This is a genomic window from Mesorhizobium sp. B4-1-4, assembly GCF_006439395.2.
Lineage (GTDB): Bacteria > Pseudomonadota > Alphaproteobacteria > Rhizobiales > Rhizobiaceae > Mesorhizobium.
Genome location: NZ_CP083950.1, coordinates 3,474,703 through 3,499,119 on the forward strand (window position 1 = coordinate 3,474,703; position 24,417 = coordinate 3,499,119).

A 24,417-nucleotide genomic window follows, 5' to 3' on the forward strand; every position below is an offset into this window, starting at 1 on the left:
ACCAAAGAAGAGAGAAGCGCATAATGCGGAGGTGTCGGCCCGCCCGGAGATTTGGGTAAGCCGGAACGATGCCGGAGGCCAATTCGCGGCCCTGAACTCGGTTAACGACGGCAGCCGTAGGAGGTTCAGCATAGCGCCCGCGCACGCGGGGAACTGGGACCGACTGCCTCCGACGAGGGGAACCGTATGGAAGGCCACGTTCGGCCTGTTCTCGACCTTCGCGCGACACTATTGCGGCAATGCCCATAGAGCGTAAGTGTCGCAGCTCTTTGGGTGAACGCCTGCGAAATTCTTCCAAGTCTGCGATCCCTGCAAGAAGCGACGCGCGGGAAGGTGGATCGTCGCTTATGCGACGATCCTGCCTGCTGCCCGAGCGGCGGCGGCGTATGCCCAAAGTGGCCTGTCCGCACGGAAGTGCCGATCGCGTTCGACAAGGAGATGGAGCGGTCCGCGAACTGCCGAGATTTCCGCGAGAGAAGCATATCCGAGTTCCGGAGAGCCGTGGCCGAGGTCGCACAGACCGTACAGGGTATCTTGGTCGCTAGCGAGTTCGGTGAAAAGCCATACTGCGCGTGCATCAGGAGTGAAGAATTTCACCACTGGGAAGTGATCGCTTTCGGATGAGCGCTCGGCATTCCGGCGGAGAGCGGTTCTGAGTGCGAAAGTAAGGAGCATCGGCTTACTCCTTCTCGGCGAAGGAGCCGCGAACCAGGCATCCGGTGAGTGGGACGGCATCGCGCGTCGAGGATTTCTTCCGGGTAGCTTTTTCCGTCTGTGCCATCTTGGCCTCCTGCTTCCGGTCGCCCTACGCGACCGTTCTGGAGCGGCTGAGACAGCGGCTTAGGGGAAGGATAGCTGGATGCCGCAGGCACGCTTGCGCTTGTCCATTGGCGAACTTCCGCGCCAGCTGTAAGAGAGCGAGAGGAACGGCGAGGGAGGCAGGGATCGAGGTCGAGTGGCGGAGCGCGGGACAGAAGCTCGGGAGCCGTTCACAGGTCAGAGAGACGGCAGACGGCGGCCGATCTGCGATTGGGGCCTAGGCCGCGCGCTTCTCGGCATCGGGGAGAAGCGGTACAATCTTGTCCATTTCCGCTGCCAGTCCGGGTAGCATGACATCGGTTGCGCCGTATTTCCTGTGAACCTTAGCGGAGGCGTGGCCGGAGAGATACTCGCGTGGCTCGTCCTGCACGCCATCACGTCGGCAGAGGTCGATGAAAAGGTGCCGCAGCCCATGATTGGGCGAAATCTCCTCGCGCGTGATACCGACTGAGTTGCCACGCACCCAGCGGCCGACGAAGCTGGTCGCCCCTGGTGAGAATAGCCTGCCGTCGGCAGCCGCCTGAACCCAGCGCAGCAATCCTTCGCCTTCAAGCGCCGGATGGACGGGAATCTTGCGCTCGCTCCGGTTCGTCTTCAGGGTCCGTCCGCCGCGCGTAGTGACCCTGAAGAACCAGCGCCCCTCGCACTGGAAGAAATCCGCTTTCCGAAGCGCATTCGCTTCACTGATGCGCAAACCAGCATAGAGGCACACCCACGGCAGCCATCTCGTACGGGGATCCATTTCGGTGCGCGCTTTGCGCATGACATGACGGGCCTCCTCCATGGTGTAGGAGGTCTCGTCGGCTGATTTTTCCAACCATTCCGGAAGCTCGATGCGACCCGATATGACCTCGGCCGATGCCATCGGTACGCGGTATTTCCTCATACCCTGTCCCCAGTTGATGATGGTTCCGAGGTTGGTCAGCTTGTCAGCAATCGTCCGATTACCGAGCACGGCTGCCTCAATCATCGCGTCTCCCCAAGCCTCCGCTTCCTCAGCGGTCGTGGTGGTCGCATCGTTGGATTTGCGAAATGCGGCGAACTCCCTTGCTATCTGCTTGTATTTCCGGATCGAGCTGTCGGGCATTGGCTTGGCCTTCTTCCCAGCCTGCTTCTTCTCCGCCTTCGCGTCGATGATGTTCTCGAACGTGACGCTTGTTCTCGGCTTGGTGATGCCTTCCTGTTTCGTCGTTTGAAGGTCGAATACGGGATAGCGCGAGGCAGCGGAGTCCGGGCTGAAATCGCCTCCCGCCATCCGGGCGAGGTACTCACGTGCATCCAGCACTGCCTTGTCGACGGCTACATTGACCATCTTCCGGCTGTCAGGATCGAGCAGCAGTCCGCGTGCTTTCAGCCAGTCGTCGATACGTTGAGCGTTCTGCCCGGCTCGGTTGGCATGCAGTTGCTCCACAAAAGCTTTGACTGCATCGGGGTTGCTGCCGAAGGGAATCATCCGCACTGAGCCCCGTCGCAACGCGGCTTGGTCCAGCATGAGCGCCAAGCTGCGGCCGGGCATGCGCGATGGGTTGTCCCCATGCTCCTTGACCATGGAATCATAGATTTCTCCCGCGAGGCCAGCAGCCTGCCTTTCGCTCAGGCTGCGGGGGCCTGCGGAAAGCTCCCGCCAACGCTGCTGCACTTCAAGACTAACGCGGGCGAACTCGATCCTAGCCTGTTCAGGGTCGCGCGTTCGGAGGGAAATCTTCTCCTCCGTCTTTCCGACCAGCGGCTTCAGCCGCTCGGGAACGCGCTTGCGATACCAGTAGATGCCGGAGTCCGGATGGGGCCAAGGATGATTCATGCGAAGGACCATGTGTACCGCTCCTGTGTACCAGTGGAGCGGTTGAAAAGTCCTTACAACGCAAGACGTTGAGCGATTTCAAGGGCTTGGAATGGTGCTGCGAGAGAGGATTGAACTCTCGACCTCTCCCTTACCAAGGGAGTGCTCTACCACTGAGCTACCGCAGCCGCTGATGGCGGGGCTTCTGCCATATCGAACCGGCAAGCGCAAGGCCAAGAACAACGCTTCTGTGAAAGCCTTTGCCGGATAGCTTTTTATGACATGGCGGCGCCACAATCTTGGCTATCCCTGAATATCGGTTTGGCCGGTCGCCGGCCGGGACGGGACGATGAGCGGCAAGACAATTCCACCGAAAAACAGCGGCACGGACCGCAAAACCAGGCTTGCCGAGCAGTTGCGCGCCAATCTGCAGAAGCGCAAAGCGCAGTCGCGCTCGCGCCGCACCGGCGAGGCCGACCAGCGGCCGGACGGGCTCAGCGCTTCCAAGGAAATGCAAAAAGATTAACTCAAATCGGCCATTCTTGGGGCGCAGCGGGCGAAATCCTATTTCTTGAACCAGACCGCCCGATGGTCTAGACGGGCCGACACTCAAACGATTGAAGCGGCCTTTTTGGCCGAGAGGGACGTTCTCCAATGGATCGCATCAGAATTGTCGGCGGCAACGAGCTTGCCGGAAGCATTCCGATATCGGGCGCGAAAAACGCCGCCCTACCCTTGATGATCGCCTCGCTTTTGACCGACGACACGCTGACCTTGGAAAACGTGCCGCATCTGGCCGATGTCGAGCAGCTGATCCGCATCCTCGGCAATCACGGCGTCGATTATTCCGTCAATGGCCGCCGCGAGAAGCAGAATGAGGGCTATTCGCGCACCATCAACTTCTCGGCCCGCAACATCGTCGACACCACGGCGCCTTACGAGCTGGTGTCGAAGATGCGGGCGTCGTTCTGGGTGATCGGGCCGCTGCTGGCCCGCATGGGCGAGGCCAAGGTGTCGCTGCCGGGCGGCTGCGCCATCGGCACCCGCCCGGTCGACCTGTTCCTCGAAGGCCTGCAGGCGCTGGGCGCGGATATCGACGTCGACACCGGCTATGTCATCGCCAAGACCCGCAATGGCCGCCTTGTCGGCAACCGCTATGTCTTCCCGAAAGTGTCGGTCGGCGCCACCCATGTGCTGATGATGGCGGCCTCGCTGGCCAAGGGCGAGACGGTGCTTGAAAACGCCGCCTGCGAGCCCGAAATCGTCAATCTCGCCGAATGCCTCAACGCCATGGGCGCGAAAATTTCCGGGGCCGGCACGCCTGTTATCATCATCGATGGCGTCGAAGCGCTGTCGGGCGCGCGCGTGCGCGTCATTCCCGACCGCATCGAGACCGGCACCTACGCCATGGCGGTCGCCATGACCGGCGGCGACGTCGTGCTCGAAGGCGCGCGCCCCGAGCTGCTGCAGACCGCGCTGGATGTGATTTCGCAGACCGGCGCCGAGATCACGCAGACCAATTCCGGCATCCGCGTCAAGCGCAATGGCGCCGGCATTTCGCCTGTCGACGTGACGACGGCGCCCTTCCCGGCCTTCCCGACCGACCTGCAGGCGCAGTTCATGGGCCTGATGACCATGGCCAAGGGCAAGTCGCGCATCACCGAGACCATCTTCGAGAACCGCTTCATGCATGTCCAGGAACTGGCCCGGCTCGGCGCCCACATCACGCTTTCCGGCCAGACGGCGATCGTCGACGGCGTCTCGAAACTGAAGGGCGCGCCGGTCATGGCGACCGATCTTCGCGCTTCGGTGTCGCTGGTCATCGCCGGTCTGGCGGCCGAAGGCGAGACCACGGTCAATCGCGTCTACCATCTCGACCGCGGCTTCGAGCGGCTGGAGGAAAAGCTGTCTAATTGCGGCGCGGTGATCGAGCGGATTTCCGGCTGACGGCCGCACGGCGGCAGCTTCGGACAGGGACAGCCTTCTCAAGGGACTTCGTCTTCCTGCCCCACAAACCCGAGGCAATTGCCGCGGGGCGGAAATCGTTCGCGGTTACACCGCCCGGGAAGACCGACCGGAGCCCGTTCCATATCGAGGAAATCGGGACGAAACAGGCTCCAGATTCTTGTTTGAGCATGATCTTTGCCAAAAACCGGTTTCCACTTTTCGGGATCATGCTCTAACAGAAGGCTGAACAGTCAATTTCAGGTGCGAAATCCGCATGAATGCCCTCAAGCTTATCGCGCTCGACGACCAGGACCTGGGCATCGTCTCGGCCCATGTCCAGGATGCCGTGATGAAAGTTTCGGACCTCCAATATCTGCCCGCGGCCAAGCGTTTCGTGCTGACCATGAACCGCTTCGTCTGGGAGGCGAAGTCAGGCCTGTTTCACCAGCATAACGAGCGGCGCCAGGCGGTGCTGCATTTCGACCGGGTGCTGGGCGCCAAGACCAACGGCATTGCCCGCGACAACCCGGCCGAGGTGCTGTCCCTGCTGGCCATCAGCTTCATCGAGATCAGCAAACCCGCCGGCATCGTCGAGCTGATCTTTTCGGGCGGCGGCACCATCATGCTCGATGTCGAGTGCATCGAGGCCCGCCTTGCCGACATCGGCGGCGCGTGGGAAGCCACGTCACGTCCCGTGCACAGGGCTTGAGCGTCTCATGGCCATCACGCTTCGCCACTCCGACGCCGATTTCGAGCAGCGTTTCGCCGCCTTCCTCACCACCAAGCGGGAAGTGTCCGCCGACGTCGAGGCCGCGGTGCGCGAGATCATCGCGCGGGTACGCGCCGAGGGCGACGCGGCTCTGATCGACTATTCCAGCCGATTCGACCGCGCCGACCTCAAAAGCATCGGCATTGCCGTAACGAAGGACGAAATCGCCCGCGCCTATGAGGGCGCCGATGCGCCAACGATAAAGGCGCTGGAATTCGCGCGCGACCGGATCCGCGCCTATCATGAGCAGCAACTTCCGAAGGACAATCGCTACACGGATGGCGCGGGCGTCGAGCTCGGCTGGCGCTGGACGGCGATCGAAGCCGTCGGCCTCTATGTGCCGGGCGGCACCGCAAGCTATCCAAGCTCCGTGCTGATGAACGCCATACCGGCCAAGGTTGCCGGCGTCGAACGCATCGCCATCTGCGTGCCTGCCTCCGGCGGCGCCATACCGCCGCTGGTGCTGGTGGCGGCCGACATATCAGGCGTTTCCGAAATCTACCGGGTCGGTGGAGCGCAGGCGATCGCGGCCCTTGCCTATGGCACCGAAACGATCCGTCCGGTGGCCAAGGTCGTCGGCCCCGGCAATGCCTATGTGGCGGCGGCCAAGCGGCAGGTTTTCGGCACGGTCGGTATCGACATGATCGCCGGCCCCTCGGAGGTGCTCGTGGTGGCCGACGGCGACAACGATCCGGACTGGATCGCCGCCGATCTGCTGGCCCAGGCAGAACACGATGTATCGGCGCAATCGATCCTGATCACCGACGATCCAGCCTTCGGCAAGGCGGTCGAACGGGCCGTCGAACGCCAGTTGCAGAGCCTGCCGCGCGGCGAGACGGCCGCGGCGAGCTGGCGTGATTTCGGCGCGGTGATCGAAGTTCCGACCATCGAGGCCGCACTGCCGCTGGTCGACCGCATCGCGGCCGAGCATGTCGAGCTGGCCATCGACGATGCCGAAGGCTTCCTGTCGCGGATGCGCAATGCCGGCGCCGTCTTTCTCGGCCGCCACACACCGGAAACCATTGGCGACTATGTCGGCGGTTCCAATCACGTGCTGCCGACCGCACGTTCGGCGCGGTTCTCGTCGGGCCTGTCGGTGCTCGACTTCGTCAAGCGCACCTCGGTGCTCAGACTTGGACCGGAGCAGTTGCGCGTTCTGGCGCCGGCGGCGATCGCGCTCGCCAGGGCGGAAGGGCTCGACGCGCATGGCCGCTCCGTCGCCATACGGTTGAACATGTAGGCTGATATGACGGGCTCCGATCAAACCCGCGCAAAACTGATCGATGTCGAACTCGATGAATCGATCGGCCGTTCGACGCCCGATGTCGAGCATGAGCGGGCGGTGGCGATCTTCGACCTGATCGAGGAGAACAGTTTCCGGCCTGTCAATGACAGCGGCACGGGCCCCTACCGACTGAAACTGTCACTGGCCGAACAGCGCCTGGTCTTTGCCGTGGCGCGCGAGGACGGCACCGGGGTCGTCACCCATATTCTGTCGCTGACGCCGCTGCGGCGCATCGTCAAGGACTACTACATGATCTGCGAAAGCTATTACGACGCCATCCGCTCCTCGACGCCGAGCCATATCGAGGCCATCGACATGGGCCGCCGGGGCCTGCACAATGAGGGCTCGCAGACGCTGATGGACCGGCTCTCCGGCAAGATCGACATCGACTTCGATACGGCGCGCCGGCTGTTCACGCTGGTCTGCGTGCTGCACTGGCGGGGCTGATCCCTGGCACCCGGCGCCCTGCCCCGCTCGATCCTGTTCCTGTGCGGCATGAATGCCGTGCGCTCGCCGATGGCCGAGCAACTGGCGCGCCGGATGCTGCCCGCTACCATTTTCGTCGCCTCGGCCGGCGTGCGCGCCGGCGAGCGTGACCCGTTCGTCGATGCCGTGCTTGCCGAGGAAGGCCTGTCGCTGGACGACCGTCACCCGAGGACGCTGGACGATCTCGAGGACGACTATTTCGATCTGATCGTGACGCTGGCGCCGGAGGCGCACCACGCCGCGCTCGAGCTCACCCGCTCGCTCGCCGTCGAGGTCGAATATTGGCCGACGCCGGACCCAACCGATGCCGGCGGCACGCGCGAACAGATCATGGCAGCCTATCGCGATGTGCGCGAGCGGCTGAAGTTGCGCATAAGCCGACGTTTTTTGCTTCCAGAAGCAAAAAACGCGACGGATTAAGCGTGTTCACAAGCGCACGATTATCATATAGGTTCCGCCGAAATTCCGGCTGGAGTCGGATGATTTCGGGTCTGTTCGACCTGAAATCCGAATCCGCCTCCAGGTCAAAGAGTAGAGCATGATGTCGTCCGAAAACCGCTTCACACTTTTCGGCATCATGCTCTAGGCGCCGGAACTGCCATCCAAGCAAAGGTATCGAATGCCGAAGGAAGAAGTCCTCGAGTTTCCTGGTGTCGTGACGGAATTGTTGCCCAACGCGATGTTCAGGGTGAAGCTCGAAAACGAACACGAGATCATCGCCCATACGGCCGGCCGCATGCGCAAGAACCGCATCCGCGTGCTGACCGGCGACAAGGTTCTGGTCGAGATGACGCCATACGACCTGACCAAGGGCCGCATCACCTATCGCTTCAAGTAAGATCAAGGCCCGGCCGGAACGCAATGAGCATTTTGCACAAGCTGGTGCTTGCCTCGGGTTCCCCGCGCCGCATCGAACTCTTGCAGCAGGCCGGTATCGAGCCGGACCGTGTGCTGCCCGCCGATGTCGACGAAACACCGCTGCGTGCCGAGCATCCGCGCTCACTGGCCAAGCGGCTGTGCCAGGAAAAGGCCGAGAAGGCGCTTGCCTCGCTGAAGACCGAGACGGACTATGCGCCAAGCTTCGTGCTGGCCGCCGACACGGTGGTCGCGGTCGGACGGCGCATCCTGCCCAAGGCCGAAACACTGGATGACGCCGCCAATTGCCTCGGGCTGTTGTCCGGCCGCTCGCACAGGGTCTATTCCGGCATCTGCCTGATCACGCCGGGCGGCAAGCTGCGCCAGCGGCTGGTCGAGACGCGGGTGCGTTTCAAGCGGCTGCCGCGTGAGGAGATCGATGCCTATGTCGCCTCGGGCGAATGGCGCGGCAAGGCCGGCGGCTATGCCGTCCAGGGCCTCGCCGGTGCCTTCGTCGTCAAGCTCGTCGGCTCCTACACCAACATCGTCGGCCTGCCGCTCTACGAGACAGTGGCGCTGCTTTCCGGCGAAGGCTTCAAGATCCATCAAAGCTGGCAGTCCGCGCGGCCATGAGCCTCGACGACAAGGTGACGCCGCTGCGGCCCAAGCGCCCTTGCCCCGAATGCGGCAAGCCGTCGGCGCGCGAGACCTATCCATTCTGCTCGAAGCGCTGCAAGGACATCGACCTCAACCGCTGGCTGAAGGGCGCCTATGTCATCTCCGCCCGCGACGACGAGGAAGACCCCGACGCCGACGAGCCGAAATAGGGCTGGGATCGCACCGTCAGGCCGCCTGGGTCTTGCGGGCGGCGCCTGACCCCGAAAATCGATCTTCGGAAAGGATCATGCGCAAAATCAAAGTGCTACAGCATCCTTTGCGCGTCCAAGATGGACGCGCGGCGCTGTGGTGCGCGCCCAGGCCGGCAGCCAGTCGCCGTGGGCGGCCAGGAGATCATCGACCAGTGACCATATCTGGTCGAGATCGAGCTCGGCTGATGTGTGCGGATCCATCATCGCCGCATGGTAGATGTGCTCGCGATTCTCAGCCATCAGCGCGCGCACCGTCAGTTCCTGGACGTTGATGTTGGTGCGGATCAGCGCCGTCAGCTGCGGCGGCAGGCCGCCTATATAGGTCGGCTGGATGCCGGAGGCATCGACCAGGCACGGCACTTCGGCGGCGCAATCGCGCGGCAGCGAAGTGATGCAGCCATTGTTGCGGACATTGCCGTAGATGACCGACGGCTCGCCCGTCCAGACCGAATTCATGATCGAGGAGGCATATTCCCTCGATTGTTCGACCTCGATGCGGTCGGCCGAACGATAGGCTTGCGCCTGTCTCTTCCAGTGCTCGATCTGCTCGACGCAGCGTTTGGGATATTCATCGAGCGGAATGCCGTATTTCTCGATCAGGTCGGGGCGGCCCTGCTTGATGAAATAGGGCGTGTATTCGGCGAAATGCTCCGAGCTTTCGGTGACGAAATAACCAAGCCGCGTCAGCATCTCGTAACGCACCTTGTTGGGGCAGCGCGGATTCCAGCCCGGTTTGGGGGCGCGGCCCTCGCGATAGGCGCGGATGAGGTCGGGATAGAGGTCGCGGTAGGAACCGTTCGGCTGGCGATGCTCGAAATCGAGATAGAAGGCCATGTGGTTGATACCGGCCGAGCGGTAGCGGATCTCCTCGTGGGGAAGGTCGAGATCGTGCGCCAGTTCCATCGCCGTGCCTTGCACCGAGTGGCACAGCCCGACCTGCCTGATGTCAGGATATTTCTCTGCGATCGCCCAGGTGTTGATCGCCATCGGGTTGACGTATTGCAGCATGATCGCCTGCGGGCAGACGGCCAGCATGTCCTCGCAGATTGTCCACAGATGCGGAACGGTCCTGAGGCCCCGCATGATACCGCCGACGCCGAGCGTATCGGCGATGGTCTGGCGCAGGCCGTATTTCTTCGGCACCTCGAAGTCGGTGACGGTGCACGGCTCGTAGCCGCCGATCTGGAAGGCGACGACGACGAAGTCAGCGCCGGCGAGCGCCTTGCGCTGGTCGGAATGGGTCTCGGCCTGCGCCTTGACGCCGAGCGTCGCGATCAGCTTGTTGACGACGACGGCGCTCTCTTCCAGCCGCTGCGGATTGATGTCCATCAGCGCGATCGTCGCGCCTGAAAGGGCTGGCCGCTGCAGCACGTCGCCGACGATGTTCTTCATGAACACGGTCGAGCCGGCGCCGATGAAAGTGATCCTGGGATGTCTGGCCACGCCAACCTCCGGGCATATGTTCACGCCATAGCCTTATGCCGCGTGCAGGCTGCCGCCGTCCAGCCGCTCGAGTTCAGCCGGGCAAAGCGCGACGGGTATGACGCTCAAATGAACATATCGAGCTGTTGCGGCTGAACCGCGCGCCGGCGCTGTTGATGCATCAGGACGCGAACGTGCCGCGCATTGCGATGAACCCTGGCTTCGGCTCGGTCAGCACCTTCAACAAATCCATCCGCAAGCTGACCGGCATGGCGCGGTCCAACTTCCGCAAGGGATTGGCAAGCGCCAAACAGGCGCGCGCATGGCACGGAAGCAGCCCATCGGGCAGCATTTCTTTTCCTGCAGGAAATCCACATCTAGGCGCTGGACAGGCCGGATTCCCATGCTATAACCCACGCGCTTTCAAGGGGCGCCCACGGCGCTTCCCGTGAAATCCGGAGCGCGAGTTATTCGTTAGCCGGAACAGGCCCAGATAGCTCAGTTGGTAGAGCAGCGGACTGAAAATCCGCGTGTCGGTGGTTCGAATCCGCCTCTGGGCACCATCACCTCTTCTCCCGACACTCCCTTTCGCCGAAGCTTCTACGCTTCTGTTTGTGCAAAGCCATGAAATCGTTGATTTTTTCGGCTCGCATGGCGCACTTGGGCGCATTTCAAGGACTTTCAGCGCATTTGGTCCAACGGGCCGGCGGGTTGGTATTTCCGTTGGTATCGGACATCCTGTTGGTATCGAAGCAAGCCAAAAGGAGGTCCCAGAAATGGCCCTTTCCGATGTGAAATGCCGGAACGCCCGACCCGCCTCTAAGCTCTTGAAATTGTCAGACGGTGGCGGACTCCAACTTTGGGTGCAACCGACCGGAACTCGGCTATGGCGCCTTGCCTATCGGTTTAACGGCAAGCAGAAGCTTTTAGCGCTGGGCAGCTATCCTCTCATTTCGCTTGGCGAGGCCCGCCAGGCGCGTGATGACGCCAAAAGGCTCCTCCTGGCTGGCATCGACCCCGGACAAGAACGCAGTGTGCGAAAGGCCGCAACGGCAAGAGACACCTTTCGCTCAATCGCCGATGAATATGTCGACAAGCTGAAGAAGGAGGGGCGGGCCGACCGGACGATCACCAAGGTCAAATGGCTGCTCAACTTTGCCTATCCGACAATCGGGGACAAGTGCATTCGGGAGATCGATGCGGCCGCAGTCCTCACAGCCCTCCGTCGCGTGGAGGTTCGCGGTCGATATGAGTCGGCCAGGCGGCTCCGTTCGACAATTGGCAGCGTTTTCCGATACGGCATGGCGACTGCACGCGCTGAGGCGGATCCGACGTTCGCCTTGCGGGGCGCACTCATCAGTCCGACCGTCACTCCGCGCGCCGCGATTACCGATCCGAAGGCCTTGGGCGGCTTATTAAGGGCGATAGATGCATTTGACGGCCAGCCTACAACCCGCGCCGCATTGAAACTGATGGCGCTGCTTTTCCCCCGCCCTGGCGAGCTGCGCGCCGCCAAATGGGAAGAGTTCGATTTCGAAAGCGCGTTGTGGGCCATCCCTGAAGTACGCATGAAAATGCGACGGCCTCACCGCATTCCTCTCTCAAGACAGGCAGTGCGTATTCTGACCGACCTTAGAAAAATCTCCTTCGATGGGATGCTGCTATTTCCAAGCGTTCGATCGGCTTCCCGGCCGATTTCCGACAATACTCTCAATGCTGCCCTGCGCCGTCTTGGCTACAGCAAGGAAGACGCGACGGCGCATGGCTTTCGGGCAACGGCATCAACCTTACTGAACGAATGCGGCAAGTGGCACCCGGACGCCATAGAGCGCCAACTGGCCCATATGGAAAACAACGAAATTCGCCGCGCCTATGCCCGCGCGGAACACTGGGAAGAGCGTGTCAGGATGATGCAGTGGTGGGCAGATTATCTGGATGAGATCAGGAACGCCAAAACGGAACAGCGGCCTTCGACCCAAAGAGCCGCCATGTACGGATGACGGCAGCAAAACTGGCAGACATCCTCAAACCGAACGAACGGAACGGCGGCCCTATCCAGTCGCCCGATAAGGGGTCTTGGTTATCGGCTATCAGTGAGCGCCTACTCATCGCGAAGGATTTTGCTGAGCGTCGATAGCTGCGCTCACGGGTCCAGACACCGGCCTGAAGTCTGGCACGCAGCGGCCAATCCCCTTTCACACAACGGCACCAGTTTACACCGAACTGACTTGGCCGCGGAACTCCCGCCTACCGTGACATCTCTCCTTTAACTGAGCACGATCTCGTCGCTGCGCAAACGGTACGAGGATGAGCTTTGTGCTTCGACACCAACACGCCCGGAGTATCAGGGCCGAATTTTCTAGATGTAACAGCCCTTTCCATTTTCGGTATGGCGGCGCTGACCCAGGCTGCGACACTCCGAGGCGTCCATGAAAATTGACGCAATTTCATATCCGCCACGAGGCCTTTCTCGTGAGGAAGCGGCCCGTTATGTTGGTGTCGGATCCACTCTTTTTGACGAGATGGTCGCTGATGGGCGTATGCCAAAACCTAAGCGCATCAACAGCCGTGCCGTCTGGGATCGTGTAGCTCTCGATATCGCCTTCACATCGTTGCCGGACAAAGACAACGGCCTCCAAGAGTTGTTGGAGCGAAGCAGGCGAGATGGGTAAAAAATTTAGAATACGCTAGTTGAGTATACGCTGAAAGCGTAGTAGCCCTGAGAAGGCGCGACGTGAGCGAGAACGAGAAGCTTGCCCAAGATGTGAAAGCCTGGCGGGCCAAGGAAGGGTTCACTGCCGAAGCTGCGGCCAAGGCGTTGGGAATACCGAAGCGCACGTTTGAAGGCATCGAGCAAGGCAGAGGCTTCCCCTATCCGCTCCTCCTGCGCATTGCGATGGAAAGCAATACTCTTTCACTCAAGGCAATGCAGGAGAAATTGTCGCGCAAGGATTAGCCGCCGCTGAAGTGCCGGAGGATCGCTTAATGGCCAGACCATTCAAGGACGCCCGCTACCCCGGCGTCTCTTCGCGCATCAAGAACGGCAAAACCGTTTATCGGTATCGGGCAAAGGGCATGCCCGAAATTCGACTTCCCGGTAATCCCGGTGATGCGGAGTTCGAAGCCGAATACCAGAAGGCGACGCAGGGTCATAGTAAGAAGGCGGCGATCATCGCCCTCCCTGGCCGGGCTCTGCCGAAGACCTTCGGGCACGCCGCGCGTCGACTTGAGACCACGATGGAATGGCTGGATTTTGATGAAGCGACTCAGCAGAAAAACGCGCGCTTGATCGAACGCTTTCTCAACCTGAAGGTTGATCCCCAATACCCGCTGACTTGGCGTGATACTCCAGTTGAACACCTCGACGCGGATCGGCTTCGCATCATCATCGAAGGTATCTTCGGGACCAACCGCACTGTCGCCAAGCACATGCTGGTCGCCATTAAGAAACTGCTATGGGTCGCGATTGAGGTTGAGAAATGGATCAAGCCGCAAGACGATCCTTCGCTGTCCATCCGCGTACGCGTGCCCAAATCATCCAAAAACCCCGCGTGGCCGATCGCGGTCCGCGAGAAGTTCGAGGCACGACATCCGATCGGCACGGCAGCGCGCACATGTTACGCGCTGGGCTTTTGGCTTGGAAACCGGCGCGGAGATATTGCCACCCTGGAATGGGAGGATCTTGTCACCGAGGAGATCGAATTGTTCGACGGCTCACTAGAGTTGATCGAAGCCTTTGATTTCCGCCAGAAGAAGAACCGCAACCGCCACGGCGGGCGAGAGATGTTCATCCCGGTCGTTGACAAGCTGGCAGCCGCACTCGAACCGCTCGACCGGTCGAAAGGCGGAACCGTCTTGAAGAGCGCCTATGGCAGGCCGTTCTCGGAAAAGAGCCTGAGCGGCATGATGCAGCATTGGACGCGCCAGGCAGGAATTCCCGGCGGATACACGCTTCACGGATTGCGTCGCACATTCGGCACCTACCTTGCTGAATGCAACCTTCAGGCGCGCGCCATTATGGAAGCAATGGGACATTCCTCAATGACCGTGACGGATGATTACGTCCGTGAAGCCAACAAGAAACGGATCGCGGTGGATATCGCTCGTGCCATCAACGAACGCGAGGCTAAACGCGATGCCATGAAGCAACGAGCGCTCCTGCGAGTCGTCAAGTGATCAAACCAAACCGGAACAAAATCAGGTCCGACCCCACATCCTTGGGCCCATAATGGGCCCAAAACGTTTTGGGCCGAGGGCAATTTTCCTCAATGAAATCAAAGGTCATGGTGGGCCCGGAGGGACTCGAACCCCCAACCAAGCGGTTATGAGCCGCCGGCTCTAACCATTGAGCTACAGGCCCCACGCCGGCTGGATTAATGTTTTTCCTTCGACGGCACAAGGCTTTCCCTGCGGGCTTTCACAGATCGCCCAAATCAGCCCATATTCGCGCCCTAGTTGAGCATCCGCGACAGGATCGCGGACCAAGGAGATTTTCATGACCAGACACCTTTTGCCTCTCGCGCTCGCCGCTGCAATCGCTTTTCCGGCGATGGCTGGAGCCGCCGATTTGCCGACGCCGCCCCGCATCATCGTGTCCGGCGAAGGCGAGGCAACCGTCGCTCCCGATCTGGCGGTGCTGACGCTCAGCGTGATGCGCGAAGCCAAGACCGCGCGCGCGGCGCTCGATGCCAACAACGACGCCATGGCCGCGGTGATCGCGGCGATGAAGGCGGCCGGTATCAAGGATCGCGACCTGCAGACCGCCGGCATCCAGATCAATCCGCGCTACAACTACACCAACAAGCCGGACGGCAGCCAGGAGGCCGAGCTCGTCGCCTACCAGGTGACCAACACGCTTTCGGTGCGCGTGCGCGACGTCGACAAGACGGGCGAGATCCTCGACAAGGCGGTTTCGCTCGGCGTCAACCAGGGCGGCGGCATCGCCTTCACCAACGACAATCCGTGGGCCACCGTCAGCGAAGCCCGCAAGAAAGCGGTCGCCGACGCCATCGCCAAGGCCAAGACGCTTGCCGTGGCCGCCGGCGTCAGCCTCGGCCGGGTGCTCGAAATCACCGATCAGAACATCAGGCCGATGCCGATGCCGATCAACGCCAAGGCTTTCGATGCCGCGGCAGGCGCGGCTCCGGTGCAGGCCGGCGAGAATTCCTACAACGTCCAGGTCACCGTCACCTTTGAACTGAAGTAACGGTGACGGAAGCAACGGTCTCCGTCGCCGGCGCTGACCACGACGGATGATCCACGGCCGATGCGAAAAACCCCGCGGGATCGCTCCCGCGGGGTTTGTCGAGCCACACCCGTCCGATGGGAAAGGGGCTCTGCTCCAGGGGCTTCAGCGATCGATGACGGGGCAACCGCGCTCATTGGCGAACACGATGACAACGCGGTCGCCGTACTGACGGCCCATGACCTTGACCGTGCGGCGGTTGACGTCGACGATGCGGGCACGGCGCAGTCCCATGCGGTCGGCCTTGTCGAGGGCACGTTCGGGCGAACAGCCGCGGCGCCAATCGTCACGGCGTTCGTCACGGCGGTAGCGATAGCCGTCGTCGCCGGCATAGACGCCGAACCGCGGATCCTGGTTGTTGCCGAAACCGAGATAGAGGCTGTCGGCATGGGCGGGGATGGCGGCCAGCGTGGCGAGCCCGACCAGCGCCGAAAGGGCCGCCGTCTTGATCGTGGTGTTCATGGTTCTCTCTCCTTGTTGCGGGCTAATGCCCGTCCTCGTGAAACCGATGGTGGGAGAATGCACTCGCCTGTCTGAACTATTTACGAACCCGCCGTTCATCTGCGGTTCATGTGGCGGGAAAAGGAAACCTCCGCCGGTTTTCGAACAATGCGCCTCAAACGGCCTGCCCTGCGTGGTTCCGGCGCGCCTTGCCGACACCAGCCTCAGGGCTCGTCGTCGAGCATATAGTCAAAGTAATCCTCCGGCTCGGCGAGGTCGGTTTCGCTCGCCTTGACCCGGCCGCGCATCGAGATGCCGGCCTCATGCACGGTCTCGGCACTGCCCGACACCAGACGGTGCCACCAGTAGAGATCGCGGCCCTCGGCAACCAGCCTGTAGGCGCATGTGCTGGGCAGCCAGCTGATGGTACGCACGTTCTGCGGCGTCAGGCCGACGCAATCGGGAACGCGCGCCAGCCGGTTGGCGTAGTCGGCGCAGCGGCAAGTCCGCGCATCGAACAGCCGGCAGCCGACGCTGGTCCAGTAGATTTCGCCCGTATCCTCGTCCTCGAGCTTCGACAGGCAGCATTTGCCGCAACCGTCGCAGAGCGATTCCCACTCGGCCGGGCTCATCGCCTCCAGCGTCTTTGTTTTCCAGAACGGTGTTTCCATCCCGGGGATGTGGCCCCAGCAATCGCCAAGGTCAAGCATCGCAATGGCCGCAATGGGGCTACACCCCAGCCGAATGACACGAAGTTGCCTTCAAAAGGCCGGCCAATCGCCCTGTACGGCCCCTACCCATGGGCAGCTGGAACCAATTTCGTTAAAATCGGTTTTCGGCAAGGATGGGACCCCACAAGGAGAATTTTCAATGAAACGCCAACCACGGATTCTGGCAGGCACCGCACTTGGCCTGTTGATGGCATCCGCGCCGTTAGGCGCATCCCCGCTGCAGGGAAGTGCTGCGTTCGGCTCCATGCAACGCGGCGCCCTGCCAATCATCCTGGCCCAGGCGGCGTGTGCCGAGGGCGAATCAGCCGAAGCCTGCGCACAGAAGCAGCAAGGAGATCAGAAACCCGAGCGCAAGAAGCGTGAGCAGCAACAGACCGAACAGGCGCCCGCCAGCCAGGCCGCCCCCGCGACCGAGGAGCAGCAGCCGCGCAAGAAGAAGCGCGACCAGCAACAGCAACAGACCCAGCAGGCTCCCGCCGCTGAGGCCGCTCCTGCGACCGAGGAGCAGCAGCCACGCAGGAAGAAGCGCGACCAGCAGCAGCAACAGACCGAGCAGGCTCCCGCCGCTGAGGCCGCTCCCGCAACCGAGGAGCAGCAGCCACGCAGGAAGAAGCGCGACCAGCAGCAGCAGCAGCAGACCCAGCAGGCTCCCGCCGCTGAAACTGCTCCCGCAACCGAGGAGCAGCAGCCGCGCAGGAAGAAGCGCGACCAGCAGCAGCAGCAGACCCAGCAGGCGCCCGCCGCTGAAACCGCTCCCGCCACCGAGGAGCAGCAGCCGCGCAAGAAGAAGCGCGACCAGCAGCAGCAGCAACAGACCGAGCAGGCGCCCGCTGGTCAGGCGGCACCCGCCAATGACAACCAGCCGGTCGAGAACCCGCGCAAGAAGCGCAAGCAGGACCAGCAGATCGAGACAGCACCTGGCGGGCAGGCGCCGGCCGCCGAGCCCGGGCAGAAGCCGGACAAGCACAGGAAACCGGCTGGGACGAACCAACCGACGCCGGAAGCCACACCTTTGCCGACCAACAAGGAAGCCCCGGCTGAGCAGCCGGCGCCGAAGGCGGAGCAGGCTCCTGCCGGCCAGGCTCCCGCCCAAGGCGAACAGCCGCAGGACAAGACGAAGAGGAACGGCAGGAAACCGATAGGCGAGCAACCGGCGACTGGCGAGCAGCCCGCGACCGGCGAGCAGCCGCAGACCGGCCAGCAGCCCGCCACGGGCGAACAGCCCGCCACCGGCGGCAAGGCCGCGCCTGCCCAGGGCGAAAACCCCGTGCAGGGCGAGGCGCCCGCCGACAAGAACGCCGCTCCCATTCTCGACAGCCAGAAGGATGCCGAGCGCAAGGGCGGCAGAAAGCCCGCCAACCAGAATGGCGGGCAGCAGAATGGTGGCCAGAATGCCCAGCAAGGCACCGAGCAGGGGCAGAAGCCCGCAGTCGCTCCGGTCGACCAGGGACCGCCTCCAACCGACGACAAGGCCGCCCAGCAGGAGATCAGGACCGAGAAGATCGTCCCGGTGACGCAGGAGAAGGGCAAGCGCCTCGATCGCGCACCCGACGAGAACATCCGCGACCGCCGCCGGCCCAAGGGCGTCGATGTGCTCAAGGAGATCGGCGACAGGGTCATCATCCAGCTCAACGACCAGACGTTCGTCCAGCACAATGATCGCCCACGCCTGACCCGCGGCGCCAGGGACGTCTATTACGAGGACCTGCCGCAAGACCGCACCCGAGAGACAGTCGAGCGAGACAATGGCATCCGGATCGTCACCATCCGCAACCGCTACGGCGACATCCTGCAGCGGTCGCGCATCACGCCCGACGGCCACGAATATGTGCTGAGCTATGTCGACGAGAGGAGCTATGAGGATGAAAACGACTGGCGCGATCCCGGCGATGACCTGCCGCCGATGCGGCTGACCATCCCGCGCCGCGATTACATCCTCGATTCCGAGGATGTCCAAAGTCCGGACGACTACTACACCTTCCTCGAGCAACCGCCGGTGGAGAAGGTGCAGCGCCTCTATTCGATCAACGAAGTCAAGCGGTCGGCCCGCGTGCGTGATATTGCCCGGCGCATCGACCTCGACACGCTGAATTTCGAATTCGGCTCGTCCTCGATCTCCGACACCGAGGTGCAGAAGCTCCAGGGCGTCGCCGACGCCATGGAGAAGCTGTTGAAGAAGAACCCGGCGGAGACCTTCCTGATCGAAGGCCACACCGACGCCGTCGGCACGCCCGAGGCGAACCTCGCTCTGTCGGATCGCCGCGCCGAAGCGGTCGCCGAAGCGCTGACCAATGCCTTCGGCATCCCACCGGAGAACCTGACGACACAGGGCTATGGCGAGGAGTATCTGAAGGTCAACACCTCGGCGCCCAATCGCGAGAACCGGCGCGTCGCCATTCGCCGCATCACCTCGCTGGTGGCGCCGGTGGCGAGCAACAATCAATAGTTCAGCTGTTTCCAGGGCTTGAGACAGCACCTGGACTCAGATTGACAAGAAAGAGCCCACCCCGGCGAACCGGGGTGGGCCAGAGTTCAGGTCCCTCGCGCAAAAGAAGTTTTGTAGCGGCATAAGAGCCGCCTCATTGAATCGGAGCGGGGCAAACCCCAAATTCTGGACCGGGCGTTCCCTGCCCCGTCCCGACTCCAGCGGGACGCATTGAGCCCCGCCGGTCCCCTCGCCGGCGGGGTTTTGCTTTGACGGAGTGAGCCAGGCCGTTCTCACCGCCGCTGTACAGACGGTGACGGAATTGGATGAAGGCAGCGCTGCCGGCGCGCGATTTCCCTCAATAAATGCTTTTCACCTTCGTATCCGAATGCGCAAACACCTCGTCCGGCACGAAGAAGTCGCCGGCCAGCGGTCCGGTCGCGCCCGGCGCGTAGGCCGAAAAATCCGTCACGCCTTCGGCCCGCAGCACCTCCTCGTCGATGTAGAAATTGCCCGATGTCTCGCGTGACGGCCGCAGGAAGATCGCATGCGCGGCATCGGCCATGATGTCGGGCGAACGGCTCATCGCCGCCACTGTGTCGCCTCCCAGGAGATTGCGCACCGCCGCCGTGTCGATGGTTGAGATCGGCCACAGCGAATTCACCGCGATGCCGTCCCTGGCGAACTCGGCACTCATGCCCAGCGTGCACATCGACATGCCGAACTTGGCCATGGTGTAGGCGACATGGTTCTTGAACCACTTGGCCTTCATGTCGAGCGGCGGCGCCAGATTCAGGATGTGAGGGTTTTCAGCCAACTTCAGGTGCGGAATGCACATTTTGGAGACCAGGAACGTGCCGCGCGTGTTGATCTGATGCATCAGGTCGTAGCGCTTCATGTCGGTTTCCAGCGTACCCGTAAGCTGGATGGCGCTGGCATTGTTGACGCAAATATCGATGCCGCCGAATTTCTCCACTGTCCTGGCAACCGCCTCGGCCACCTGCGCCTCCTCGCGGATGTCGCACAGCACCGGCAGCGCCCTGCCGCCGGCCTGCTCGATTTCTTCAGCCGCGGTAAAGATGGTGCCCGGCAGCTTCGGGTGCGGCTCGGCGGTCTTGGCGGCGATCGTCACATTGGCGCCGTCGCGCGCGGCGCGCAACGCGACCGCCAGCCCGATGCCGCGCGACCCGCCGGAGATGAACAGCGTCTTTCCCTTGAGCGACATTTTTCCTCCGCTTCCGTTGCCTCTTTGCACGATCCTTGCCCGTGGCGGCTCCGGACACAAGAGCCTGCGATAGGAAGCCATGATGACGCTGGGGAGGGTCTATCCGGCAGCGTCGCGCTGCCCCTCATTGCCCTACCGGGCATTTCTCCCCGTTGAACGGGGAGAAAGACGCCGCATCACCGATTTCGCGAACCGCCAACGTTGAAAAGAGAGAAGGCGGCATGGCGGCCAGTTCCCTTCTCCCCGTCACTATACGGGGAGAAGGTGCCGGCAGGCGGATGAGGGGCGGCGCTGACTTGGCGATGATCGAAATGGCAGCCCTAGACCAGCACCAGCCCCTGCCGCATCGCGATGGCGATGGCGTCGGTGCGATTGGCCGCGCCGAGCTTGATCAGGATCGCGGCGACATGGAATTTCGCCGTGTGCACGGAAATGTTGAGCCGCCGGGCGATCACTTTGTTGGGCGCGCCTTCGGCCAGCAGCGCCAGCACTTCCGCCTCGCGCGGCGACAGCGTTGGGCGTACGGCATGCTCGTCGGAGGCTTCGTCCTCGAAAGACTGGCCCTCGCTTGCGTGGAAATCCTCATGGCGCCCGCCGCCACCGCCCGAGACGCGATATCCGGCTGTCGCCAGCCGTGCCGCCGCGGCAATCAGCAGATCGTCCGCGCCCGCGGGCATGACGGCAAACACCTCGCCGGCCGGCCGCTCGCCGCCGGCACGTCCCGATAGCAGCACCCGTGGAATTGAAACCGGCACGGTATCACCGCTCCTGTCATCGACGATGGCAACGTCGGCCCTGCCGCCGCCGGTCACGACCGGCAGCAGGTCATCGCTGGTGGCAAGCGAGGCCGCCAGGCGCTCGGCGCGGGCCGCATCGCCAAGCGCAATCAGCACCACCAGCCGCCGCGAGGCGGCGCTGTCGGTCATGATCCGTTCGCTGGCGAGCATATCCATCTGGCCTCTCAGGAAAGTGGCTTTTCGCCGATGGTGAGCTGGACATCGCGCTGTTCGCCGCCACGCACCACGCCGAGCGTCACCGATGCGCCGGCGCTGTCGGGCCCGAGCCTGCGGATCAGTTCGCGCGGACCATGCACGGCCTCGCCGTTCCAGGCCACGATGATGTCGCCCAGCGACAGGCCGGCGCTCTTGGCCGGACCATTGTCATCGAGGCTCATCACCATCGCGCCGCGCGCATCGCGGTCGCGCACGGGATGCAGGCCGGCACCGAGGTAGCCGCGCGCGACATGGCCTTTCTCGCGCAGCGTCGCCACCGCCCGTTCGATCGTCTCGTAAGGCATGACCAGCGCACGGCCGCGCGGCCCGAACAGAAGCATGCCGATGAGCGCTCCCTTGGCGTCCAGCACCGGGCCACCCTCGAAGCGGCCGCCGGCGCCGACGGCCAGATGGATGCGTCGATCGATGGTGCCGCCGCGCATCGAGCGCCAGGCCGGGCCGACTTCGCCGACCGAGCCGGATACGGCCAGTGCCGAACCCTGGCTGCTGCCGATGGCAATGGCGACATTGCCCGGCCGGACCAGATCTGCCTTGACAAGCACAGGCGCGCTGACCGCATCCGCGGGCTTCAGCAGGGCAACCCCCGTGGAGGGATCGCGGCCGACGAGTTCGGCCTTCACCGCCTCGCCCGAGGCCAATGTCAGTTCGATCTCCTCGCCGGCCTCGACGGCCTCCTCGGCGGTGACGAAATAACCGTCGCCCCAGTGGAAGCCGCTTGCCGTGCGGTGATGATGCGTGGCGAAGCTTGCCGTAGCGGGCGCCACCTTGGCGGCGAGATCGGCGATGGCCTCGGAAAATGCATTCAGATTGAAGTCGCTCATAATGATCTCCTGGGTTTTCTCATGCCCCAGATATCGCTCGGCGGTGCGTCCGGAGATACTCGCCTGACGGCTAGTTGCCGGTTCGACTGGCCATCTGGTCAGGTCGCGGCCGGTCGGGCTGCTCCGCACATATAGTTACGAAAAAGCCTGAAAACACGGAGCCCCTATGGCCCTCGCCGCCCGGAAACTCGAATCCGATGAAACACTGCTCGATGCCTATTCGATGACGGTGGCCGACGCTGTCGACCGCATCGGCCCGGCCGTCTGCCGCATCGAGCGCATCGGCGGCCAGGGTGGCCATGGATCGGGCTTCGTCATTGCGCCGGACGGGCTGGTCGTCACCAATTTCCATGTCGTTGGCGATGCCAAAACGGTGCGCGTCTCGATGCCCGACGGCGCCTCCAGGGAAGGCCGCGTGCTTGGCCGCGATCCCGACACCGACATCGCGCTGGTGCGTGCCGACGGCAGCTTCGCCGATGTGGCGCCGCTGGGCGATTCCAAGCGGCTGCGGCGCGGCCAGATCGCCATTGCCATCGGCAACCCGCTGGGTTTCGAATGGACCGTCACCTCGGGCGTCGTCTCGGCGCTCGGCCGCTCGATGCGCGCCTCGACCGGCCGGCTGATCGACGACGTGATCCAGACCGACGCCGCGCTCAACCCCGGCAATTCCGGCGGGCCGCTGGTATCGTCGGCCGGTGAGGTCATCGGCGTCAACACCGCCATGATCCATGGCGCGCAAGGCATCGCCTTCGCGGTCGCCTCCAACACAGCCAACTTCGTCATCTCGGAGATCATCCGCTTCGGTCGGGTGCGGCGCGCCTTCATCGGCATCTCGGCCGACACCACCAATTTGCCGCGCCGGGCGGCCCTTCTGTCGCAAGTCTCGACCAGCACGGCGGTACGGCTTCGCACAGTCGAGAAGAACGGCCCGGCGGCCGAAGCCGGTCTCAAGGAAGGCGACATCATCGCCGCCATTGACGGGCGCCCGGTCACCGGCGTCGACGATCTCGTGCGCATGCTCGACGCCGAGCGCATCGGCCGCGAGACGCTGTGCACCGTGGTGCGCCGCACGGGCGTCAGCCAGGTGATGGTGACGCCGGTGGCGCGGCCAAGCTGAGGCTGTCGCTCAATCCCCGGCCGCACCCTGCTCATACCGCGCCAGAAATTCCTCGCTGGGCGGGATCGGCCTGATGACATCGATCAGCACCCCATTGGGGTCCGTGGTGATGAAATGGCGTTGGCCGAAGGGCTCGTCGCGCAGGGAACGCAGGATCGGCAGTCCGGCGGCGGTGGCGCGCGCATAGGCGGCGTCGGGATCCGCAACCTCGAAATTGATCAGCAGGCCCGAGGCGCGGCCCCGTCCCTCCCGCGGGATTGTTTCATGGTCGCCCTGGACGATGCCGAGATTGACCCGCTTGCTGTCGACCGACTGCAGATGCACGTACCAGTCACTCGTAAACAGCGGCTGGAAATCGAAGTGCTCGACATAGAAGGCGGCTGTGCCGGCGACGTCGCCGGTCATCAGCACGGGGTAATAGCTTGATATCTTCATCTTTCACTCTCCTGTCGATTAACATACAGTCTGCAGGTAAACGCAATTAACGTACAGGCTGCATGTATGCAACAGGAGTCCGGACGCCGCTCCAACCGCGACCGCACCGAAGCGACACGCGGCGATCTCATCGCGGCGGCGCGAAGGCTGTTTACGGAAAAATCCTATACCGAGACCGGCACGCCGGAGATTGTCGCCGCCGCCGGCGTGACGCGCGGCGCGCTCTACCATCACTTCGCCGACAAACAGGCGCTGTTTGCCGCCGTGGTCGAGCAGGAGGCGCAGGCGGTGGCCGAGGAGATCGGGCAGGCGTCACCGCCCTCGCTCAGCGCCCGCGATGCGTTGATCGCAGGTTCGGATGCCTATCTCGCCGCCATGCGCGTGTCCGGCCGCACACGGCTCTTGCTGCTTGACGGGCCGGCCGTGCTCGGCCGTGCCGAGATGGATGCGATCGACAACCGACACGGCAGCCGTTCGCTGCGCGAAGGCCTGGTCGCGGCAATGCGCGAGCGATCTATGAAGACGCTGCCGGTGGAGGCGCTTACCGCCCTGCTCGCCTCGGCTTTTGACCGGGCGGCTCTCGCCATCGAGGCAGGTGGATCCGACAAGGACTACCGGGTCGTCCTTTTGGCGCTGATCGACGGTCTGTCCCGGGCCTGACGGGAAACAACCTCTCCTGTGGGAAGTCGCAGGGCCGGGTGGGTGCCGGCGTCGACACGGCGAGATGTCGCG

The 24,417-nt window shown here is 63.0% G+C and carries 27 protein-coding genes and 3 tRNA genes; 19 read left to right on the forward strand and 11 right to left on the reverse strand.

Features of this window, described 5'->3' with window-relative positions; translation table 11 throughout:
• Positions 1 to 345: 345 nt before the first annotated feature.
• The 3 genes from FJW03_RS16490 to FJW03_RS16500 all read right to left on the reverse strand — a co-directional run bounded on the left by FJW03_RS16490 (position 346) and on the right by FJW03_RS16500 (position 2,787).
• A complete protein-coding gene (locus FJW03_RS16490; protein WP_140763643.1) occupies positions 346 to 675 on the reverse strand; it encodes a DUF2958 domain-containing protein in 330 nt (109 codons plus the stop codon).
• A gap of 361 nt (positions 676 to 1,036) precedes the next feature.
• A complete protein-coding gene (locus tag FJW03_RS16495) occupies positions 1,037 to 2,632 on the reverse strand; it encodes a DUF6538 domain-containing protein (protein WP_140763640.1) in 1,596 nt (531 codons plus the stop codon).
• 80 nt (positions 2,633 to 2,712) lie between these two features.
• Positions 2,713 to 2,787: transfer RNA gene (locus FJW03_RS16500), tRNA-Thr, on the reverse strand.
• Positions 2,788 to 2,948: 161 nt separating this feature from the next.
• Between FJW03_RS16500 and FJW03_RS16505 the strand changes: the two genes are divergently transcribed.
• From FJW03_RS16505 to yacG, 9 genes are all read left to right on the forward strand, one after another.
• On the forward strand, positions 2,949 to 3,125 hold the full coding sequence (locus tag FJW03_RS16505; RefSeq protein WP_140763637.1) for a hypothetical protein: 177 nt from the start codon (positions 2,949 to 2,951) through the stop codon (positions 3,123 to 3,125).
• Positions 3,126 to 3,253: 128 nt separating this feature from the next.
• Entirely contained in the window at positions 3,254 to 4,546 is a 1,293-nt protein-coding gene (gene murA / locus FJW03_RS16510; RefSeq protein WP_140763634.1) for a UDP-N-acetylglucosamine 1-carboxyvinyltransferase, read from the forward strand.
• 274 nt (positions 4,547 to 4,820) lie between these two features.
• On the forward strand, positions 4,821 to 5,255 hold the full coding sequence (locus FJW03_RS16515; protein ID WP_140763631.1) for a DUF2948 family protein: 435 nt from the start codon (positions 4,821 to 4,823) through the stop codon (positions 5,253 to 5,255).
• Between the two features lie 7 nt (positions 5,256 to 5,262).
• Complete coding sequence (hisD, locus tag FJW03_RS16520) at positions 5,263 to 6,555, forward strand: histidinol dehydrogenase (protein ID WP_140763628.1); 1,293 nt, start codon at positions 5,263 to 5,265, stop codon at positions 6,553 to 6,555.
• Between the two features lie 6 nt (positions 6,556 to 6,561).
• Positions 6,562 to 7,047 (forward strand): UPF0262 family protein, encoded by a 486-nt coding sequence (locus tag FJW03_RS16525; RefSeq protein ID WP_140696707.1) that lies wholly within the window; start codon positions 6,562 to 6,564, stop codon positions 7,045 to 7,047.
• 48 nt (positions 7,048 to 7,095) lie between these two features.
• Positions 7,096 to 7,506, forward strand: coding sequence for a low molecular weight phosphatase family protein (locus tag FJW03_RS16530; RefSeq protein WP_140763625.1), 411 nt, complete (start codon positions 7,096 to 7,098; stop codon positions 7,504 to 7,506).
• 199 nt (positions 7,507 to 7,705) lie between these two features.
• Positions 7,706 to 7,924, forward strand: a complete 219-nt coding sequence (gene infA / locus FJW03_RS16535) for a translation initiation factor IF-1 (protein WP_006200926.1) — start codon at positions 7,706 to 7,708, stop codon at positions 7,922 to 7,924.
• A 23-nt stretch (positions 7,925 to 7,947) separates the two neighbouring features.
• A complete protein-coding gene (locus FJW03_RS16540; RefSeq protein ID WP_140610325.1) occupies positions 7,948 to 8,574 on the forward strand; it encodes a Maf-like protein in 627 nt (208 codons plus the stop codon).
• Positions 8,571 to 8,768 (forward strand): DNA gyrase inhibitor YacG, encoded by a 198-nt coding sequence (gene yacG / locus FJW03_RS16545; RefSeq protein ID WP_140610326.1) that lies wholly within the window; start codon positions 8,571 to 8,573, stop codon positions 8,766 to 8,768. The genes FJW03_RS16540 and yacG overlap by 4 nt, the downstream gene beginning before the upstream one ends.
• Positions 8,769 to 8,855: 87 nt before the next feature.
• On the opposite strand, the gene FJW03_RS16550 is transcribed toward yacG, so the two are convergent.
• Positions 8,856 to 10,253 (reverse strand): alpha-glucosidase/alpha-galactosidase, encoded by a 1,398-nt coding sequence (locus FJW03_RS16550; RefSeq protein WP_140763621.1) that lies wholly within the window; start codon positions 10,251 to 10,253, stop codon positions 8,856 to 8,858.
• 125 nt (positions 10,254 to 10,378) lie between these two features.
• Between FJW03_RS16550 and FJW03_RS16555 the strand changes: the two genes are divergently transcribed.
• From FJW03_RS16555 to xerC, 6 genes are all read left to right on the forward strand, one after another.
• Complete coding sequence (locus FJW03_RS16555) at positions 10,379 to 10,684, forward strand: helix-turn-helix domain-containing protein (protein WP_226890380.1); 306 nt, start codon at positions 10,379 to 10,381, stop codon at positions 10,682 to 10,684.
• A 35-nt stretch (positions 10,685 to 10,719) separates the two neighbouring features.
• Positions 10,720 to 10,795: transfer RNA gene (locus FJW03_RS16560), tRNA-Phe, on the forward strand.
• Positions 10,796 to 11,008: 213 nt separating this feature from the next.
• Entirely contained in the window at positions 11,009 to 12,232 is a 1,224-nt protein-coding gene (locus tag FJW03_RS16565) for a tyrosine-type recombinase/integrase (RefSeq protein WP_140763618.1), read from the forward strand.
• A 429-nt stretch (positions 12,233 to 12,661) separates the two neighbouring features.
• Positions 12,662 to 12,904, forward strand: a complete 243-nt coding sequence (locus FJW03_RS16570; protein WP_140763616.1) for a helix-turn-helix transcriptional regulator — start codon at positions 12,662 to 12,664, stop codon at positions 12,902 to 12,904.
• A 62-nt stretch (positions 12,905 to 12,966) separates the two neighbouring features.
• Positions 12,967 to 13,188 (forward strand): helix-turn-helix domain-containing protein, encoded by a 222-nt coding sequence (locus FJW03_RS16575; RefSeq protein WP_140763613.1) that lies wholly within the window; start codon positions 12,967 to 12,969, stop codon positions 13,186 to 13,188.
• Positions 13,189 to 13,217: 29 nt separating this feature from the next.
• Complete coding sequence (xerC, locus tag FJW03_RS16580) at positions 13,218 to 14,408, forward strand: tyrosine recombinase XerC (protein WP_140763610.1); 1,191 nt, start codon at positions 13,218 to 13,220, stop codon at positions 14,406 to 14,408.
• A 108-nt stretch (positions 14,409 to 14,516) separates the two neighbouring features.
• Here the strand turns inward: xerC and FJW03_RS16585 are convergent.
• Positions 14,517 to 14,592: transfer RNA gene (locus tag FJW03_RS16585), tRNA-Ile, on the reverse strand.
• Between the two features lie 135 nt (positions 14,593 to 14,727).
• Here FJW03_RS16585 and FJW03_RS16590 point away from each other — a divergent pair.
• Positions 14,728 to 15,438 (forward strand): SIMPL domain-containing protein, encoded by a 711-nt coding sequence (locus tag FJW03_RS16590; RefSeq protein WP_140763607.1) that lies wholly within the window; start codon positions 14,728 to 14,730, stop codon positions 15,436 to 15,438.
• Positions 15,439 to 15,582: 144 nt separating this feature from the next.
• Here the strand turns inward: FJW03_RS16590 and FJW03_RS16595 are convergent, their stop codons facing one another.
• Together FJW03_RS16595 and FJW03_RS16600 are read right to left on the reverse strand one after the other, a co-directional pair.
• The gene (locus FJW03_RS16595; RefSeq protein ID WP_140692443.1) at positions 15,583 to 15,939 is read right to left on the reverse strand and encodes a hypothetical protein; all 357 of its coding nucleotides are present in this window, start codon (positions 15,937 to 15,939) and stop codon (positions 15,583 to 15,585) included.
• A gap of 203 nt (positions 15,940 to 16,142) precedes the next feature.
• Positions 16,143 to 16,589 (reverse strand): YcgN family cysteine cluster protein, encoded by a 447-nt coding sequence (locus tag FJW03_RS16600; protein ID WP_140692496.1) that lies wholly within the window; start codon positions 16,587 to 16,589, stop codon positions 16,143 to 16,145.
• Positions 16,590 to 16,788: 199 nt separating this feature from the next.
• Here FJW03_RS16600 and FJW03_RS16605 point away from each other — a divergent pair, with 199 nt between their 5' ends.
• Positions 16,789 to 19,095, forward strand: coding sequence for an OmpA family protein (locus FJW03_RS16605; RefSeq protein ID WP_226890381.1), 2,307 nt, complete (start codon positions 16,789 to 16,791; stop codon positions 19,093 to 19,095).
• A gap of 337 nt (positions 19,096 to 19,432) precedes the next feature.
• Here the strand turns inward: FJW03_RS16605 and FJW03_RS16610 are convergent, their stop codons facing one another.
• The 3 genes from FJW03_RS16610 to FJW03_RS16620 all read right to left on the reverse strand — a co-directional run bounded on the left by FJW03_RS16610 (position 19,433) and on the right by FJW03_RS16620 (position 22,133).
• Entirely contained in the window at positions 19,433 to 20,299 is an 867-nt protein-coding gene (locus FJW03_RS16610; protein WP_140763601.1) for an SDR family oxidoreductase, read from the reverse strand.
• Positions 20,300 to 20,619: 320 nt separating this feature from the next.
• Positions 20,620 to 21,252: a helix-turn-helix transcriptional regulator gene (locus FJW03_RS16615; RefSeq protein WP_140692431.1), complete on the reverse strand. Its 633-nt coding sequence runs from the start codon at positions 21,250 to 21,252 to the stop codon at positions 20,620 to 20,622.
• An 8-nt stretch (positions 21,253 to 21,260) separates the two neighbouring features.
• Positions 21,261 to 22,133, reverse strand: a complete 873-nt coding sequence (locus FJW03_RS16620) for a S1C family serine protease (protein ID WP_140763598.1) — start codon at positions 22,131 to 22,133, stop codon at positions 21,261 to 21,263.
• Positions 22,134 to 22,299: 166 nt separating this feature from the next.
• Between FJW03_RS16620 and FJW03_RS16625 the strand changes: the two genes are divergently transcribed.
• Positions 22,300 to 23,250 (forward strand): S1C family serine protease, encoded by a 951-nt coding sequence (locus FJW03_RS16625; protein WP_140763595.1) that lies wholly within the window; start codon positions 22,300 to 22,302, stop codon positions 23,248 to 23,250.
• Positions 23,251 to 23,259: 9 nt separating this feature from the next.
• Here FJW03_RS16625 and FJW03_RS16630 read toward each other — a convergent pair whose 3' ends face one another.
• Positions 23,260 to 23,685: a VOC family protein gene (locus tag FJW03_RS16630; protein WP_140763592.1), complete on the reverse strand. Its 426-nt coding sequence runs from the start codon at positions 23,683 to 23,685 to the stop codon at positions 23,260 to 23,262.
• A 66-nt stretch (positions 23,686 to 23,751) separates the two neighbouring features.
• Between FJW03_RS16630 and FJW03_RS16635 the strand changes: the two genes are divergently transcribed.
• Positions 23,752 to 24,345 (forward strand): TetR/AcrR family transcriptional regulator, encoded by a 594-nt coding sequence (locus FJW03_RS16635; RefSeq protein ID WP_140763589.1) that lies wholly within the window; start codon positions 23,752 to 23,754, stop codon positions 24,343 to 24,345.
• Positions 24,346 to 24,417: the final 72 nt, after the last annotated feature.

Bases quoted from the DNA above. Each gene is read 5' to 3' on its own strand.
- FJW03_RS16620 (WP_140763598.1), bottom strand. From the start codon at position 22,133: ATGAGCGACTTCAATCTGAATGCATTTTCCGAGGCCATCGCCGATCTC.
- FJW03_RS16625 (WP_140763595.1), top strand. From the start codon at position 22,300: ATGGCCCTCGCCGCCCGGAAACTCGAATCCGATGAAACACTGCTCGAT.
- yacG (WP_140610326.1), top strand. From the start codon at position 8,571: ATGAGCCTCGACGACAAGGTGACGCCGCTGCGGCCCAAGCGCCCTTGC.
- FJW03_RS16525 (WP_140696707.1), top strand. From the start codon at position 6,562: ATGACGGGCTCCGATCAAACCCGCGCAAAACTGATCGATGTCGAACTC.
- FJW03_RS16605 (WP_226890381.1), top strand. From the start codon at position 16,789: ATGAAACGCCAACCACGGATTCTGGCAGGCACCGCACTTGGCCTGTTG.
- FJW03_RS16505 (WP_140763637.1), top strand. From the start codon at position 2,949: ATGAGCGGCAAGACAATTCCACCGAAAAACAGCGGCACGGACCGCAAA.
- FJW03_RS16610 (WP_140763601.1), bottom strand. From the start codon at position 20,299: ATGTCGCTCAAGGGAAAGACGCTGTTCATCTCCGGCGGGTCGCGCGGC.
- FJW03_RS16595 (WP_140692443.1), bottom strand. From the start codon at position 15,939: ATGAACACCACGATCAAGACGGCGGCCCTTTCGGCGCTGGTCGGGCTC.
- FJW03_RS16590 (WP_140763607.1), top strand. From the start codon at position 14,728: ATGACCAGACACCTTTTGCCTCTCGCGCTCGCCGCTGCAATCGCTTTT.
- murA (WP_140763634.1), top strand. From the start codon at position 3,254: ATGGATCGCATCAGAATTGTCGGCGGCAACGAGCTTGCCGGAAGCATT.
- FJW03_RS16540 (WP_140610325.1), top strand. From the start codon at position 7,948: ATGAGCATTTTGCACAAGCTGGTGCTTGCCTCGGGTTCCCCGCGCCGC.
- FJW03_RS16490 (WP_140763643.1), bottom strand. From the start codon at position 675: ATGCTCCTTACTTTCGCACTCAGAACCGCTCTCCGCCGGAATGCCGAG.
- FJW03_RS16630 (WP_140763592.1), bottom strand. From the start codon at position 23,685: ATGAAGATATCAAGCTATTACCCCGTGCTGATGACCGGCGACGTCGCC.
- FJW03_RS16565 (WP_140763618.1), top strand. From the start codon at position 11,009: ATGGCCCTTTCCGATGTGAAATGCCGGAACGCCCGACCCGCCTCTAAG.
- FJW03_RS16600 (WP_140692496.1), bottom strand. From the start codon at position 16,589: ATGGAAACACCGTTCTGGAAAACAAAGACGCTGGAGGCGATGAGCCCG.
- FJW03_RS16570 (WP_140763616.1), top strand. From the start codon at position 12,662: ATGAAAATTGACGCAATTTCATATCCGCCACGAGGCCTTTCTCGTGAG.
- FJW03_RS16495 (WP_140763640.1), bottom strand. From the start codon at position 2,632: ATGGTCCTTCGCATGAATCATCCTTGGCCCCATCCGGACTCCGGCATC.
- FJW03_RS16515 (WP_140763631.1), top strand. From the start codon at position 4,821: ATGAATGCCCTCAAGCTTATCGCGCTCGACGACCAGGACCTGGGCATC.
- FJW03_RS16615 (WP_140692431.1), bottom strand. From the start codon at position 21,252: ATGGATATGCTCGCCAGCGAACGGATCATGACCGACAGCGCCGCCTCG.
- xerC (WP_140763610.1), top strand. From the start codon at position 13,218: ATGGCCAGACCATTCAAGGACGCCCGCTACCCCGGCGTCTCTTCGCGC.
- infA (WP_006200926.1), top strand. From the start codon at position 7,706: ATGCCGAAGGAAGAAGTCCTCGAGTTTCCTGGTGTCGTGACGGAATTG.
- hisD (WP_140763628.1), top strand. From the start codon at position 5,263: ATGGCCATCACGCTTCGCCACTCCGACGCCGATTTCGAGCAGCGTTTC.
- FJW03_RS16635 (WP_140763589.1), top strand. From the start codon at position 23,752: ATGCAACAGGAGTCCGGACGCCGCTCCAACCGCGACCGCACCGAAGCG.
- FJW03_RS16530 (WP_140763625.1), top strand. From the start codon at position 7,096: ATGAATGCCGTGCGCTCGCCGATGGCCGAGCAACTGGCGCGCCGGATG.